This is a genomic window from Vibrio sp. TRT 1302 (assembly GCF_050113875.1).
GTDB lineage: Bacteria > Pseudomonadota > Gammaproteobacteria > Enterobacterales > Vibrionaceae > Vibrio.
The window spans coordinates 164,424-180,288 of record NZ_JBNJOF010000005.1; the positions used below are offsets into that span (position 1 = coordinate 164,424).

Annotated in this window: 12 protein-coding genes; 3 read left to right on the forward strand and 9 right to left on the reverse strand. The window is 45.4% G+C overall.

Annotation, left to right across the window (positions count from 1 at the left end; all coding sequences use genetic code 11):
* Positions 1–36: 36 nt before the first annotated feature.
* Positions 37–1,404, forward strand: coding sequence for a DegQ family serine endoprotease (locus ACQEXP_RS09645; RefSeq protein WP_426969619.1), 1,368 nt, complete (start codon positions 37–39; stop codon positions 1,402–1,404).
* 130 nt (positions 1,405–1,534) lie between these two features.
* Positions 1,535–2,599, forward strand: a complete 1,065-nt coding sequence (degS, locus tag ACQEXP_RS09650; protein ID WP_269376580.1) for an outer membrane-stress sensor serine endopeptidase DegS — start codon at positions 1,535–1,537, stop codon at positions 2,597–2,599.
* Between the two features lie 58 nt (positions 2,600–2,657).
* On the opposite strand, the gene parC is transcribed toward degS, so the two are convergent.
* From parC to nudF, 6 genes are all read right to left on the reverse strand, one after another.
* On the reverse strand, positions 2,658–4,940 hold the full coding sequence (gene parC, locus ACQEXP_RS09655; protein WP_269376579.1) for a DNA topoisomerase IV subunit A: 2,283 nt from the start codon (positions 4,938–4,940) through the stop codon (positions 2,658–2,660).
* Positions 4,941–4,943: 3 nt separating this feature from the next.
* Positions 4,944–6,824 (reverse strand): DNA topoisomerase IV subunit B, encoded by a 1,881-nt coding sequence (parE, locus tag ACQEXP_RS09660; protein WP_138972538.1) that lies wholly within the window; start codon positions 6,822–6,824, stop codon positions 4,944–4,946.
* Positions 6,825–7,097: 273 nt separating this feature from the next.
* Positions 7,098–7,679, reverse strand: coding sequence for an esterase YqiA (yqiA, locus tag ACQEXP_RS09665; RefSeq protein ID WP_269376578.1), 582 nt, complete (start codon positions 7,677–7,679; stop codon positions 7,098–7,100).
* A gap of 9 nt (positions 7,680–7,688) precedes the next feature.
* Positions 7,689–8,510 carry a 3',5'-cyclic-AMP phosphodiesterase gene (cpdA, locus tag ACQEXP_RS09670; protein WP_269376577.1) on the reverse strand — a complete coding sequence of 274 codons (822 nt, stop codon included), beginning with the start codon at positions 8,508–8,510 and terminating at the stop codon, positions 7,689–7,691.
* 9 nt (positions 8,511–8,519) lie between these two features.
* Positions 8,520–8,960, reverse strand: coding sequence for a DUF1249 family protein (locus tag ACQEXP_RS09675; RefSeq protein WP_239960737.1), 441 nt, complete (start codon positions 8,958–8,960; stop codon positions 8,520–8,522).
* A complete protein-coding gene (nudF, locus tag ACQEXP_RS09680; RefSeq protein WP_269376576.1) occupies positions 8,948–9,577 on the reverse strand; it encodes an ADP-ribose diphosphatase in 630 nt (209 codons plus the stop codon). Before nudF ends, ACQEXP_RS09675 begins: the two co-directional genes overlap by 13 nt.
* Positions 9,578–9,810: 233 nt before the next feature.
* On the opposite strand from nudF, the gene tolC reads away from it, so the two are divergent.
* Complete coding sequence (gene tolC / locus ACQEXP_RS09685; protein ID WP_426969621.1) at positions 9,811–11,139, forward strand: outer membrane channel protein TolC; 1,329 nt, start codon at positions 9,811–9,813, stop codon at positions 11,137–11,139.
* Between the two features lie 68 nt (positions 11,140–11,207).
* Here tolC and ACQEXP_RS09690 read toward each other — a convergent pair whose 3' ends face one another.
* The 3 genes from ACQEXP_RS09690 to ACQEXP_RS09700 form a co-directional block, all read right to left on the reverse strand.
* The gene (locus tag ACQEXP_RS09690) at positions 11,208–11,654 is read right to left on the reverse strand and encodes a hypothetical protein (protein ID WP_269376574.1); all 447 of its coding nucleotides are present in this window, start codon (positions 11,652–11,654) and stop codon (positions 11,208–11,210) included.
* 5 nt (positions 11,655–11,659) lie between these two features.
* Positions 11,660–14,017: an aerobic respiration two-component sensor histidine kinase ArcB gene (gene arcB / locus ACQEXP_RS09695; RefSeq protein ID WP_269376573.1), complete on the reverse strand. Its 2,358-nt coding sequence runs from the start codon at positions 14,015–14,017 to the stop codon at positions 11,660–11,662.
* Positions 14,018–14,099: 82 nt separating this feature from the next.
* Positions 14,100–15,848 (reverse strand): diguanylate cyclase domain-containing protein, encoded by a 1,749-nt coding sequence (locus ACQEXP_RS09700; RefSeq protein ID WP_426969623.1) that lies wholly within the window; start codon positions 15,846–15,848, stop codon positions 14,100–14,102.
* Positions 15,849–15,865 lie beyond the last annotated feature (17 nt).

Sequence of the window (15,865 nt, forward strand, 5' to 3'; positions counted from 1 at the left end):
TTGAATTTTGGGGGCTTAACTATATAGGAGTATCCGATGAAAAAACCTTTGCTTGCCTTAACCGTTCTCTCCCTAAGCCTAAGTTCAATCATCACGCCAATGCAGGCGACTGCTGCTTTACCGTTTACGGTTGATGGTGAACAACTGCCAAGCCTCGCTCCGATGCTTGAGAAAGTCACTCCCGCCGTAGTCAGTATCTCAGTTGAAGGCACTCAAGTGTCTCGCCAACAAATCCCTGAACAGTTTCGCTTTTTCTTCGGTCCTGATTTTCCAACTGAACAACTGCAAGAAAGGCCATTCCGTGGTTTAGGTTCTGGCGTGATTATCGATGCCAAGCAAGGCCATGTAGTGACTAACTACCACGTGATTAATGGTGCGGAAAAAATTCGCGTCAAACTTCACGATGGCAGAGAATATGACGCAGAATTGGTCGGTGGCGACCAGATGTCTGATGTTGCCCTGTTAAAGCTCGAAAAAGCGAAAAATCTTACCGAAATCAAGGTTGCAGATTCAGACAAGTTGCGAGTTGGCGATTTCACTGTTGCGATTGGTAATCCATTTGGTCTTGGTCAAACCGTGACATCTGGCATTGTCTCTGCACTGGGTCGCAGTGGTCTAAACATCGAGAACTTCGAAAACTTTATCCAAACCGATGCGGCGATCAACAGTGGTAACTCTGGTGGTGCTTTGGTCAACCTAAAGGGTGAGTTGATTGGTATTAACACCGCGATTCTAGGACCAAATGGTGGCAACGTCGGAATAGGTTTCGCGATTCCTTCCAATATGATGAATAACCTCACTGACCAAATCTTAGAATTTGGTGAAGTGAAGCGCGGTATGCTTGGTGTTCAAGGTGGTGAGATTACCTCTGAACTTGCAGAAGCCTTGGGCTATGAATCAAGTAAAGGTGCGTTTGTCAGCCAAGTGGTGCCAGACAGTGCAGCCGATAAAGCCGGCATTGAGGCTGGCGATGTGATCGTCTCGGTTAATGATAAAGCAATTAACTCATTTAGCGAACTTCGAGCTAAAGTCGCCACACTGGGTGCTGGTAAAAAGGTAACGCTGGGTGTCGTCAGAGATGGTAAGCAGAAGTCTTTTGATGTCACCCTTGGTGCGCAAACCAATGTTAAAACCACAGCCGACAAACTTCACGAAGGTTTGGCAGGGGCAGAGCTCACCAACACAACGGCCAGTGATAAAGTACAGGGTGTCAAGGTGTCAACCGTCGAAAAAGGTTCCAATGCGGAAGCTTATCAGCTGCAAAAGGATGACATTATCATCGGTGTAAACCGTCAAAGAGTGAAAAACTTAGCGGAGTTTAGAAAAATAGTTGAGAAACAGACAGGTGTTCTTGCACTCAACATTCAGCGTGGTGAACGAAGCATTTACCTTGTTATTCGTTAAATAACATTTCACTCAAAACGCGATATCGCTTTGAAAGGACAGCAGCTCAACCTGCTGTCCTTTTGTTATTTTCTCATCTAATGCTATTCTTCACCGACTAAAACACTTTATGACTATTGATGAGGAAAGCATGCTGCAATTCGTATTGCGTTCTGTAGGTTTGGGACTCGCTACCGCCGTCCTGCTATTGATCGCGGTTCCATCCTTGCGTTCCAACCTTGTTCCTGCAACGGTACAAACCAGCAATATTGATAGCACTCAGGTACAGATTTCATTCAATCAAGCCGTCCGTAAAGCGGCTCCTGCCGTGGTCAATATCTATAGCCGTAAGTACACCGAAGAAGACCGTTCGAAATTACTCACACAAGGGCTTGGATCGGGAGTCATTGTTAGTGAAAAAGGCTACATCATTACTAACTATCATGTTGTTGCTCAAGCCGACCAAATCATTGTCGCTTTACAAGACGGTCGAATAGCCGCGGCGCAGCTGGTTGGTAAAGACAGACGTACTGACATTGCCGTACTGCGTGTCGAAGGCGAAAACCTGCCAGTCATTCCTTTGAATCCAGACTACTCGCCAAAAGTTGGTGATGTTGTGTTGGCTATTGGAAATCCATATAACCTCGGCCAAACCACCACATTCGGTATTATTTCAGCGACAGGTCGTTCTTCAATTAGTGCAGACGGACATCAAGCCTTTATTCAAACAGATGCCGCGATCAACGAGGGTAACTCTGGAGGGGCTTTGGTCAATACTCAAGGTGAATTGGTCGGTATCAATACTGCTTCATTCCAGCAGGCAACGGAGTTGGAAACCTACGGTATCTCTTTTGCGATTCCTTTTGCACTCGCCAATAAAATAATGCAGAAAATTATTGCTGACGGTCGCGTTATTCGCGGCTATATCGGCATTGACGGGCAAGATATTAACTCAGTGACCTCTCGCCTGTTAGGTAGCGAACATCTCGGTGGAATTGTGGTTCTTGGGGTTGATCCTAACGGCCCTGCAGCGGAAGCTGGTTTTGAAGAGCAAGACATCATTCTTAAGATTGACGGACAAAAAATTAATGGCCGCCAGAGCGTCATGGACATAGTCACTGAACTTCGTCCTGGCACTGTCGTTGATGTTCTAATCCTGCATAAAGGACAAGAGAAGACACTTAAAGTTACGATAAAAGAAGATACCCGCGAATAACCGTGATGGTCATTCTACTTGGATAAGAAAAAACCCATGCCATGCATGGGTTTTTTTATCACTCTTGAACGTCAGGCTCTATGTCGCCAGAGCCAGCGGTTTCAATTTCAATCCGCGTCACTCTTTGTAGACCACGAGGTAGTAAACCACCACGTCGTCCTCTTTCGCCACGGAAGTTTTCTAGATCCGATGGTCGAAGACCGAGCTTGCGTTTACCTGCATAAAGCGTCACGGTGCTCTGCTGTGGTAGAGAAATCAAGTGAGAAACAAACTCTTCACGATCTTTGGCTTTTGCCGCCGGTATGTTGATGATCTTGTTACCTTTACCTTTGCCAAGCTGAGGAAGGTCTTTGATCGGGAACAGCAGCATACGCCCTTGGTTCGTGATCGCTAAGATCTCATCACTATCCAAATCTCCAATCGCTTTTGGTAGCAGTACCTCTGAGTTTTGAGGCAAGCTCACTAATGCTTTACCACTGCGGTTCTTCGACAATAGGTCGCTGCCTTTACACACAAAGCCATATCCGGCATCCGAGCCAACTAACCATAGTTGATCTTCTTCGCCCATGACAACATGGCGAATACTCGTCCCAGCATTGACATTCAGACGCCCTGTAATCGGCTCACCCTGAGTTCGTGCAGATGGTAGCGAGTGTGACTCTAGTGAGTAACTACGTCCATCACTGCCTAAGAATACCGCTTGCTGGTTACTCTTACCGCGCGCATGGGCAAGGTAATTGTCACCAGACTTGTAGTTCAGTGTGCCAGCATCAACATCGTGACCTTTCGCGTGACGAATCCAGCCTTTCTCAGAAAGAACAACCGTGATTGGTTCACTAGGTACAAGATCTCTTTCAGTCAATGCTTTCGCTTCAGCGCGTTCAACCATCGGTGAACGACGGTCATCGCCGTATTTTTCAGCGTCAGCTTGAATCTCTTTCTTAAGTAGAGTGTTAAGACGACGCTCAGAACCTAGCAGTAACTCTAGCTTATCACGCTCTTTTTCTAACTCTTCTTGTTCACCACGGATCTTCATTTCTTCTAGCTTGGCTAGGTGACGAAGTTTGGTGTCTAGAATCGCATCGGCTTGAATATCCGTGATGCCAAAACGTGCCATCAGCACGGCTTTTGGATCATCTTCAGTACGGATAATCTCAATCACTTCATCAAGGTTTAGATAGGCAATCAACAAACCTTCTAAGATGTGTAGTCGAGCAAGAACTTTATCTAATCGATATTGTAGACGGCGACGAACGGTTGTACGGCGGAATTCGATCCACTCAGACAGAATCTGAACTAATCCTTTCACCTGAGGACGGTTATCAAGACCAATCATGTTGAGGTTAACACGGAAGTTCTTTTCTAGATCCGTCGATGCAAACAAGTGATTCATCAACTGATCGCAATCCACTCGGTTGGAACGCGGTACAACAACAATTCGTGTCGGGTTTTCATGATCAGACTCATCACGAAGATCATCGACCATCGGCAGTTTTTTCGCACGCATCTGGCCAGCGATTTGCTCTAGAAGCTTGGCACCTGACACTTGGTGAGGAAGAGAGGTAATGACAATCTCATTGCCCTCTTTGTGCCAGACCGCACGCATCTTAATGCTGCCTCGTCCAGTGCGATAAATCTTATCTAGATCTGCCTTTGGAGAAATGATCTCTGCTTCAGTCGGATAATCAGGACCTTTAACAAAGTTCATGATATCGGCAAGTTCTGACTTTGGATTGTCGATCAAATGGATCGTTGCATCCGCCACTTCACGTACGTTGTGAGGTGGAATATCCGTTGCCATACCAACAGCAATACCTGTCACGCCATTGAGTAGAATGTGAGGCAAACGCGCTGGTAACATTTGCGGCTCTTTCATTGTGCCGTCAAAGTTAGGCTGCCATTCAACCGTACCCTGCCCTAGTTCTCCTAACAGTACCTCAGCAAACTTAGATAGTTTAGCTTCGGTATAACGCATCGCAGCGAACGATTTAGGATCATCTGGCGCACCCCAGTTACCTTGACCATCCACTAATGGGTAGCGGTAAGAGAATGGCTGAGCCATAAGAACCATAGCTTCATAACATGCTGAATCACCATGTGGGTGATATTTACCTAACACGTCACCAACGGTACGGGCTGACTTTTTGTACTTAGCAGAGGCTGAGAGACCCAACTCTGACATTGCGTAAATAATGCGTCTCTGAACCGGCTTTAAACCATCACCAATGTATGGCAAAGCACGATCCATGATTACGTACATTGAGTAATTTAGATAAGCGTCTTCAGTGAACTTGCGCATTGGCAACTGTTCAACGCCATCATATGTAATTTCTGTCGACATTCGTTAAACCTCTGCCATATCGCCGTTGCTTTGCAACCAAGAGCGACGGTCATCCGCTCGCTTCTTACCTAGCAGCATATCCATCATTTCCATCGTTGCTTCGCTATCGTCAATCGTTAACTGAACCAAACGACGAGTGTTGGGATCCATGGTCGTTTCACGTAGCTGAAGTGGGTTCATTTCACCCAGACCTTTGAATCGCTGCACGTTGATCTTGGCTTTCTTCTTCGACAAACGCTCTAAAATGCCTTCTTTCTCATCATCATCAAGCGCATAGAAAACCTCTTTACCACAGTCGATACGATAGAGTGGAGGCATCGCGACATAGATGTGCCCCGCTTCAACTAGCGAACGGAAATGGCGTGTAAACAATGCACATAGCAAAGTTGCGATATGAAGACCATCCGAGTCCGCATCGGCAAGGATACAAACTTTACCGTAGCGAAGACCGTCTAAGTTCTCGGTATCAGGATCGATACCTAATGCCACAGAGATGTCATGAACTTCCTGAGACGCTAAAACCTGATCAGGCGAGACTTCCCAAGTATTCAGGATCTTACCTCGTAGCGGCATTACCGCTTGAAACTCACGATCACGCGCCTGTTTAGCAGAACCACCTGCCGAGTCACCTTCGACAAAGAAGATTTCAGTGCGGTTTAAGTCCTGAACGGAACAGTCCGTCAACTTACCTGGCAAAGCAGGGCCTGAAGCGACTTTCTTACGTACAACCTTTTTACTCGCGCGCATACGACGATGTGCGTTGGCGATACAGACTTCTGCCAGTTGCTCAGCTAACTGAGGCTTTTCATTCAACCACAGGCTAAATGAGTCTTTAACGACACCAGAAACGAATGCCGCTGTCTGACGTGAAGAGAGTCTTTCTTTAGTTTGACCAGCAAACTGCGGATCTTGCATTTTCACCGACAATACGTAAGAACAACGATCGAAAACGTCATCCCCCGTCAGTTTCACGCCACGCGGCAGCAGATTACGGAACTCACAAAATTCACGCATTGCATCTAGCAAGCCTTGGCGTAGACCGTTAACGTGAGTACCGCCTTGTGCCGTAGGAATCAAGTTAACGTAACTTTCGGTGATCAGTTCACCACCTTCTGGTTGCCAGATCACGGCCCAGTTAGCAGCCTCGGTTTCAGCAGAAAACTCACCGGTATAAGGTTCTTCTGGTAGAACCGTGTACCCTTTGACACCTTCAGCTAGGTAGTCTTTAAGGCCATCTTCGTATAACCAACTGTAATCTTTGCCATTTACCTTATCGCTAAAGGTAATTTCTAAGCCAGGACAAAGAACCGCTTTTGCTCGTAGGTTATTGACTAGACGTGTAACAGAAAAATTTGCTGAATCGAAATACTTCGTATCCGGCCAGAAGTGAACACTGGTACCTTTGTTGCGACGCCCACAAGTGCCAGTCACGGTTAGGTCAGATACTTTCTCGCCATGTTCAAATGCAATTTCATACACTTGCCCATCACGACGAACGGTCACTTCAACACGCTTAGACAGCGCGTTTACTACCGAGATACCAACACCGTGTAAGCCACCTGAAAATTGGTAGTTTTTATTCGAAAACTTACCACCAGCGTGCAGCTTACATAGTATCAGTTCAACCCCTGAAACTTTCTCTTCAGGGTGGATATCTACAGGCATGCCACGACCATCATCGATCACTTCAAGTGATTGGTCGGCATGTAAAATTACTTGAACCTTTGAAGCGTGTCCGGCTAGCGCTTCATCGACACTGTTGTCGATGACTTCTTGGCCCAAGTGGTTTGGGCGCGCTGTATCCGTATACATCCCTGGTCGGCGACGTACTGGCTCCAAACCATTAAGAACCTCAATGGCCCCAGCATTATATTGTTCAGTCATAATACGGAATTTCGTTTTAGGTAATAAAAGGTTTACTTGGCAGGCGATTTAAATGCGTCGGCTTAAATGGCAACCTTGTCGGGTATCCGCAAGGTTAACGACGAAAATCCAAACACTTCAAATCCACACAAGTACTGGTGAGACATAGTCTGGAACAGACCCAATTATGTCAAGAGAGATAAGTAAGTAACAAGTAAAATTATGACTCTTCCCTCAATGAATATGTCATTGAGGGCGAAAGACGTTAGGTTCATCAAAAACTAACAAGACAGATTAAAGCGACAAGAATTCGATGATCTTAGCCGGATAACGCTCGAAGTTGACGAAGCTGTGATCACCACCTTGCTCGACGGTCTGCTTAGCACCACAAAAATGTTGCACTGCTTGACGATAATCGAGAACTTCATCCTCGGTTTGCTGGAGCAACCAAAAGTCCGACGGCGTTTTAATAACCGGAGTGTCGAGTTGCTTAAGTTGATCAATATGGTGATGCTCTAAAACATAACGCTCTTGGGTGTACGGGTTTTCTTGCTCACCAAGAAAATCCGCAAGCAGCTCATAAGGCTTGACCGCTGGGTTGACCACGACCGCTTTAAAGGCAAATTGCGCATTGAGCCACATCGAAAGATAACCACCAAGCGAGCTTCCTACCAAGCCAATCTGATAGTCATCTTTATATTGATTTACAATATCCAACAGATGCTGTGCAGCTTGCTCAGGAAAACAAGGTAAACGCGGTATCACTACCTTAATATCAGGACGATACTGTTCACAGTACTCTCGCATTACATTTGCTTTGAGTGATAATGGTGAACTGTTAAAACCATGAATATAAAGTAGTAAAGACGGTTTCATTTCCTTTCCTCAATAGCCAGCTGAAGTGAAATCAGGCTGGAAACTGCCAGCTGGTAAGCGTTTTACTTCTGTCGACACACTGCCATCGGCATGTAACTCAAGTTCACGCCAGCCAGGGGAAAGCGTATCCAACGCAAAGTCATCGCTATTAGGTTTAAACTGAACACAAGTCGATGGCGTAGCCATCACTCTCGCACCTTTATACACAACATTCATATCTTGATGCACATGACCACATAACACCGCTTTAACGCTGCTGTGTTTGTCTACCACTTGCCAAAAATCTTCAGCATCTTTCAATGTATGTTGATCTAACCAACGGCTACCAACCAACAGGGGATGATGGTGCATTAAAACGAGCGTATAACGCTCTGGATATTCGGTGAGCTTTTCATCAAGCAGTGTCAGTTGTTGATCGCTCAAGCGACCATGAGGTACACCGACAACCTGAGAATCAAGCAATATCATTTGCCACTTTTCACCGAGCAAGACATGTTCAACCTGTTGAATTTGAGGAGAAGGTAAGACCGAACCCATGCTCGGTTTAAAGTCATGATTGCCCGGTAACCAGAAACATGTTTTCTCAAGTGGTGCAATGCCTTGCTCGAATCTTTGATAGGAGCCAGCAGAGTGATCCTGAGAGATATCACCCGTTGAGAGAATCGCATCAAACGATCGCTTCTCCTGCACAATAGCGGCAATAACTGCACTAAAACTATCGAGAGTTTTAACACTGAGCAGGCTACCGTCCGCTGGCTCAAATAAATGAGTATCAGTAATCTGGAGTAGCTTTATACTGCCGCTATCTAAGGAACTTGACGTTACTTTCAAAACTAAAACCTAAATATTCAATGGAGTGCGACTGATACCCTGTTTCAAACAAAATGACAGCCAATCACCGAGAAAACGATTGAGTTGTACCTTTTCATCTTGTTGCAGCATCTTATCATTCGGGTAGTCGTATCGAGCATTCACACGTTTAAGATGTTCACAGCTACAAACTTCTGCTACGCGAGCATCGTGGTAGAGCCTGACAGACATTGTTGGCAATGGAAATACTGGAACGTCATCACTTTGACAAATGTCGACCAAAGTTGTGTACTTTGTGACTTCGACCACTTGAATCTGATACGTCATATAAGCAGCTTGATAGCAGCGCACGTCACCGACACTCGGCTGATTAGGCAGCAAAGCGTTCAATTTCGCGTAATTTGTCTCATATGTGCGCATCAGGTCAGATAAATCAACATGATACGGTTTTTTTAGTGCTAGTTGCGCCATTGTCTCTTCAAACGTTGCTGGTTAAGCTCCAACCATTGCAATGCAATAATGGAGGCACCATTTTCAAATTTCCCATCAATAACCCATTGGTAGGCTTGCTGGCGGGATACCACATGAACTCGAATATCCTCACCTTCATAGTCTAAACCATGAATCCCATTCGCTGTACTCGCATCAACTTGACCCACATACACATCAAGTTTTTCGGAACAACCGCCTGATGAAGGGTAATACGAGGTGACTTTCTCTAACTGACCTACTTCAATACCGGCTTCTTCTACCGCTTCACGTCGAACAACACTTTCAGCGTCTTCTTCGCGGTCTATCATGCCTGCGACGATTTCAAGCTGCCAAGGGCTGTCATGTTCAAGGGCGCCAACACGGATCTGTTCAATCAATACCACCTCGTCTCTAATCGGATCGTAAGGTAGCATCGCGGCTGCGTGTCCACGCTCGAACATTTCGCGCTCGATAGTTTCACTCCACCCACCTTCAAACAACTTATGTTTGAAGCGGTACTTAATCATTTTAAAAAATCCCTGAAACAGTGTTTCTTTTGAGATTATTTCCACATCTTGGCGAGTAAACTGCTTATGTTGCTGGTCAGACTGTTGCATTTGGCACCTCTCTGAGTGAATCTTATAGTTTACTCAGACCTAAGCGTAACTTCCAAGGACGTGGCTCAACTTTTCATACAATTTTTGCAGTTTAATTTAAATTGATGAATTATATTTATTGCACGGCTGGATAGTTAAGTGTAAAACTTTGCAAAGTTTTCGAGTGAATTGGCATCAATTGAGTTAAACTCTTGATGACTAATATTTTTCGTTTTTTGGCAGGAATTGAACCTATGAAGAAACTGCTTCCACTAGTTATCAGTGCAGCACTAGGCAGCCTAAGTACTCATGCTTTCGCTGATACTCTGGCAGACATTTACAATCAAGCAAAAGAGAATGACCCTCAACTTTTGCGCAAAGCTGCTGAACGCGATGCAAAGTTCGAAGCAGTAGCAGAAAACCGTGGAGAGTTATTACCAGAAATTAGTCTAACCGCAGGTTACAACCTAACACGTGGCGACACGGATTGGGACTCAGGTAGTACTAGCGACAACGATAAGAATGCCCTAACAGCTGGCATCAACTTCTCGCAAGAACTTTACCAACGTTCTAGCTGGGTGAATTTGGACATTGCAGAGAAGTTGGCACGCCAAGCAGATGCGTCTTACGCTGCAGCACAGCAAGCTCTGATTCTGCGTGTTGCAACCGCGTACTTTGATGTATTGCGAGCACAAGACAACCTTGAATTTGTTCAAGCAGAAAAAGCAGCGGTCGGTCGTCAGTTAGAGCAAACTAAACAACGTTTCGAAGTAGGTCTTTCAGCTATTACTGACGTTCATGATGCACAAGCTCAATACGACGCAGTGTTAGCAGATGAAGTTATAGCACAAAACGATTTAGTGAACAGCTACGAAGGTCTACGTGAAATTACTGGTCAAGAACACTCTAACCTTGATGTTCTTGATACTAAGCGCTTCTCTGCTAGCCGTACTTCAACTGCTATTGATACGTTAGTTAATGAAGCTCAAGAGAAAAACTTAAGCTTGCTATCTGCACGTATCGCGCAAGATGCAGCCAAAGACAGCATCTCGCTAGCAAGCTCTGGACACCTACCATCGCTAACACTGGACGGTGGATACAACTACAGTGATATTTCAGACAGCATCAACTCAGACGGCACAACCAATAACTTTAACATTGGCGTCAATCTGAATGTTCCACTTTACACTGGTGGTAAAATAAGCTCAAAAACCAAGCAAGCGGAATACTCCTATGTTGCTGCTAGCCAGCAACTAGAAGAAACTTACCGCAGTATTGTGAAAGATGTTCGCGCATTCAACAACGACATCAGCGCATCAATTGGAGCGCTGCGTGCTTATGAGCAGACCGTTGTTTCAGCACAATCAGCCCTTGAAGCAACAGAAGCGGGGTTTGATGTTGGTACACGTACCATTGTTGACGTTCTAGATTCAACTCGTCGTCTATACGATGCCAATAAGAGCCTGTCTAACGCTCGTTACAACTACATTCTAAGTGTCCTTAAGCTACGTCAAGCCGTTGGTACACTAAGCGAGCAAGACATCCTAGATGTTAATGCGGGTTTGAAGACTGCGAGCAAATAGCGCACTAATAATTCGATAAAAAAGGCTTGCTCCATTGGAGCAAGCCTTTTTATTTCTATCTGTCTGAGTTAGTAGACGGTATCTATCTTAACGTTTTTCTCAACTAACCAATCCACTTTGTCTTCGCGTTTGATATGTAATGCCACGTCAACTGGTTGATCCAAATCGAGGGGAATTTGCCACACAAACACCACTTCCCACTGGTTCTGATTATGGGTGCGTAGTTCGAGTAAATCTCCGTCGATAATCCAGCTCTGATCACCTTGCTGAATGGATACGCTTTCAACATCTAGCTCCGCTGGTAAGGGTTTGTCAGATTCTAGATAGAGCGCACCATGCAGAGTACTGTCTTGCACTTCGCCAATGGTTGGCATCTTATTGATCCAAAGATTACTTTTGAGTACTACAGTGGTATCGGCGAATTCCAACTGGTTGCCTTGCTCCCAGCCTACAGGTTGTGAAGTACAGCCCACCATTAACGCCACACCGAGTGAGAGTGCTGCTAACTTTTTCATTTGATTCACCTTTGTCGTTCCGAGTGGTGTTGTAACCATTCTTTCAAGATATGAATATCATTTTCATACTCATTCTTTATTTCTTCAACCCAATCGTCGATGTTTTCCCACCAAGTTGGAAAATCTGGCGATTGCGCTTTCTGCGCCACGCTCTGAATATGCTTTAATCCAATAGAGCCTGCCGCTCCTTTAATTTTGTGAGCTTCTGAAACTATACCTTCCTGATGCTTGGCGACCATGTTTGAGTCCAACACTTGCAAGTACTCTGGCATCATCTCTTCAAACATCTCTATGCTGCTAAGTACAGGCTCTGGCCCAACAATACTGACGTAGGACTCAAGCATATCTAGGTCAAGTATACGAGAATAGATCTCTCCACCTTCGGCGATAACTTCGGGCTCGACGGTTTCATACTTGGTTTGCTCTACCTCTCCTTGAGTAAACTTAGCCAGAACCTCTTGCACCGCAGTCACTGAAAGAGGTTTACTGATCGCATCATCCATCCCTTTATCAAGATACTCTTGTTTGTTCTTGAGGACATTGGCCGTCAAGGCTACCAATGGCGGCAGATCCGAGTATGTGCGTCTAAAGTATTCTGCAACATCAAACCCGGTCATGTCTGGTAGCTGGATGTCTAGGAACACCAAGTCGTAAATTTCAGGATCAAACATCTCCATCGCTTCCATACCTGTCATGGCAACAGAGACTTCATGCCCCATACTCTCTAGCAGCGAGCGGGCAACCGTAATATTGAGCTCAATATCCTCAACCATAAAGATATTGAGTTCTTGCGATGGTGCAGCCACTGCTGATAAAGACTCTTCAACTTCTGCCAATGGCACACTGATAGTGACGGTGAAAGTACTACCAAATCCTTCTTCACTCGATACGGTAATATCGCCGTTCATCATATTGATTAGCTGCTTTGACACGGCAAGACCGATACCGGTTCCAACTGCATGGAGGTTGTCTTTCCCAGACTTGACCTGATAGTACATGGCAAAGATTTTTTCGAGCTCAGCCTCTGGGATACCGATACCGCTATCCTCTATCTCCATCGTAATATGAGCGTGTTGGTCTTCTATCTCGGAGCTGACCGTCATCACCACACCACCCTCTTTAGTAAACTTCATCGCATTGCTGATGAGGTTCCAAAGTACCTGACGAAGACGAGTCGCATCGACTTCAATCGCACTCGGCAGTTCGCTCAGACGTTCCAGATCAAAGCGCAGCCCTTTCTGCGACGCCATCAATGCAGAGATGCTCTCCATTTCTGCGACAAATTCTTCAAAATTAAGTGTCGATGGATAAAGCTCGAGTTTGCGGCGGTCGAACTTGTCCATATCAATAATGTCGTTGAAGATATTGCCCAAGGTAATAGCACTGACGTTAATGGTCTGCATATGATTACGCTGCTCTTCGGTAAGTTGAGTATCAAGCAGCATTCGACTCAAACCAACGATACCGTTAAGAGGGGTGCGTAGCTCATGACTGATTGTCGATATAAATGTTGTTTTATCTCGGCTGGCTTTTTCTAGCGATTCTTCATGGCGTTTACGCTCTGTGATATCACGACCAAAACCCACCAGACCTAAGTGACGCCCCTCTTTGCTGTAGAAAGGGACTTTACGCAATTCGAAATAGTTTTTACGTCCATCGGGATACTCAAGCCACTGCTCATAGGTTAGCGCTTGATTATCAGAGAAAACTTTCTGGTCTGTATCAACAATTTGTTGAGCGACTTCTTTGCTGTAAACATCCCAAGGTGTCAGACCGACCAGTTGACTCTCTTTCTTACCCGTCAGCTCTTCCATTGCTCGGTTACAGCCGGAGAAAACGCCCTCTGCGTTGCGGTAATAGATAAGGTCAGGAGAAGCATCAATAAACGAACGTAGCAGCGCGGTTCTCTCCGCCAGTTCTACCTGTGTTTTCTCACGCTGATAGACCTCATTCTCCAGATCTTTCATCGCTTCTTCACGCGCTTCTTCGGCTTTAATACGCTCTTCAATTTCTTGATTGAGCTTGGCAATGTTTTGTTGAAGCTTGTGGTTGAGTTCCTGATCTCGTGAACGCATATCTTTCAATTTCGAGACAAGCTTGGAGAGACGTTGGCGCGATTCTTCCAGTTGATCGACAACCACCGATAGAAAATACACCGCCCAAGGAGTAATTAATAAGCCAAAGAAAACTGAGCGTACGATGTCGATGTCATCGACGTGCCCACTTAAAACAAGAGTAATTCCGACTTGGACAACAACAGCAAGTGCCACCAAGGCCAAAGCAAGAAGAATAGAAAAACGCAGGATGCCCAGTTTGACTAACAAATCGACATAATACTGAGCAAGATTTTTAATCGGCTTCATTGAGAACTCCGCACGGTAACAGTCGTTAAATATTACCTGTTTTCACTACCGACAGCTAAAGGAATCCTTCCAACAAAAAGTGCTAATTCTCTGATGTGTGATGCACACAGGTCTGATTGCGACCGTTGGCTTTTGCTTGGTACAAAGCACTGTCAGCCAAAGCGACAATCGTTTCGCTGCTGGTCATCGGTTTAGGCACAATCGAGACAAGACCGATACTGGTCGTGATCTGGTTGGATACCTCAGATTTCTGATGCTCTAGACCAAGTTCAGCCACACCTTCATGAATACGCTGAGCCACTAATAGTGCACCTTCTGTGGTGGTATTTGGCAAGATGAAACCAAACTCTTCCCCGCCATAACGAGCCACGCAATCGCTTGAGCGGGTTAGCACTTTCTTAAATACTTCCCCCACTTTGATCAGTGCTTCATCACCGCGTTGATGACCATAAAAGTCGTTGTAACCTTTAAAGTAATCAATATCACACAAGATAATCGTGAGTGGCTGCTGCTCGCGGATATGGAGATACCAAAGTGTTTCAAGTTGTTCATCAAAGCGACGGCGGTTTGAAATCTGAGTCAATCCATCAATAAAGCTCAGACGCTCTAACTCTTGATTGGCCTCTTCCAGTTTTTGTTCCGCTAGGTAACGCTCTGAAACATCACGGGCCATGATCAGCACACCATTGGTTCCAGAAGCAGGATCTCTGAATGGAGATTTCACCACGTCATACCAAATATATGCGCCCTTACTGCTGATCACGCGATCGATATAGCGCAACGACTTACCTTCATAGAGCACCTTTTTATCCGTTTCTGATAGTCGTTCGTAGCTATCATTTGGGATTACATCCTGCAGACGTTTGCCAATCAAATCATCAACTTCGGCAATTCCTAACGCTTTCACAAACGGCTGATTACATGCCTGATAGACCATGTTTTCGTTAAAGATACCGATAGAATCAGGGCTTGATTCGAGGATGTTTTGTAAGATCGTGTCGCGTTGTGCCAGCGCGACTTCAGTATCTCGGCGCTTCTCCATCTCGTCGCGCAAGTTTTTCTGCATATCGTGCCAATCCGTCACATCGTGGCTAATACACAGTGTGCCTAGCTTTTCTCCATCAGATGACAGCAAGATATTCTGATAACTTTCGAGCAAGCAGCTACGACCATCTGGCGTCACTGTCCAACGTCTTTGACTTGCCCGACCCTTAATCACACCTTGGATATCGGCAGTCCCCTCTTCTTCGCGATTATGCCAAAAGCGCTGAAACGCTCGGTTAGTTGAGATGATCTGGCCGTCATTGTTCTTGATAAAGACCAACTCAGACAAGTTGTCGAACGCACTTTTGATCATTGAAAGTGAATTGATCTCTTTCTTTAGTTCTTGATCGGTTAAATGATGCGGAGAGAAATAGAGTAACCAAGTCGTGCGGCGGCGAAACAGAGTTTTATGCCCAGAGACATCAAGTTTAATCGCTCTGGTTTGCGAAATAGGCCAGCTCAACATATGTGAAGAGAAACGCGAACCGGCAAACGGGGAGGTAATAGAAAGCAGAAACTGAGGTGTCACTAAATCAGGTAACATAAAGCTCTTACCCACTTTACGCACCCCTAAAACTTGGGTCGCAGCTGGGTTAGCAAGCATTAATTCACCAGTCTTACTGTCGATTAACAGCAATGCGTTGGGTGTTGTCTCGAGTAGTTCAATCAGGTGCGCCTGATTTTTCGCATAGATAGCGATTGCTGCAAAAGTAGCAAGTAGGATGACAACAAAGTCAAAACCGTGCCCGCGGGTAGAGTCCCACAACCAAACTAATACTTGCTCCATTTATAACTCTGACTCAA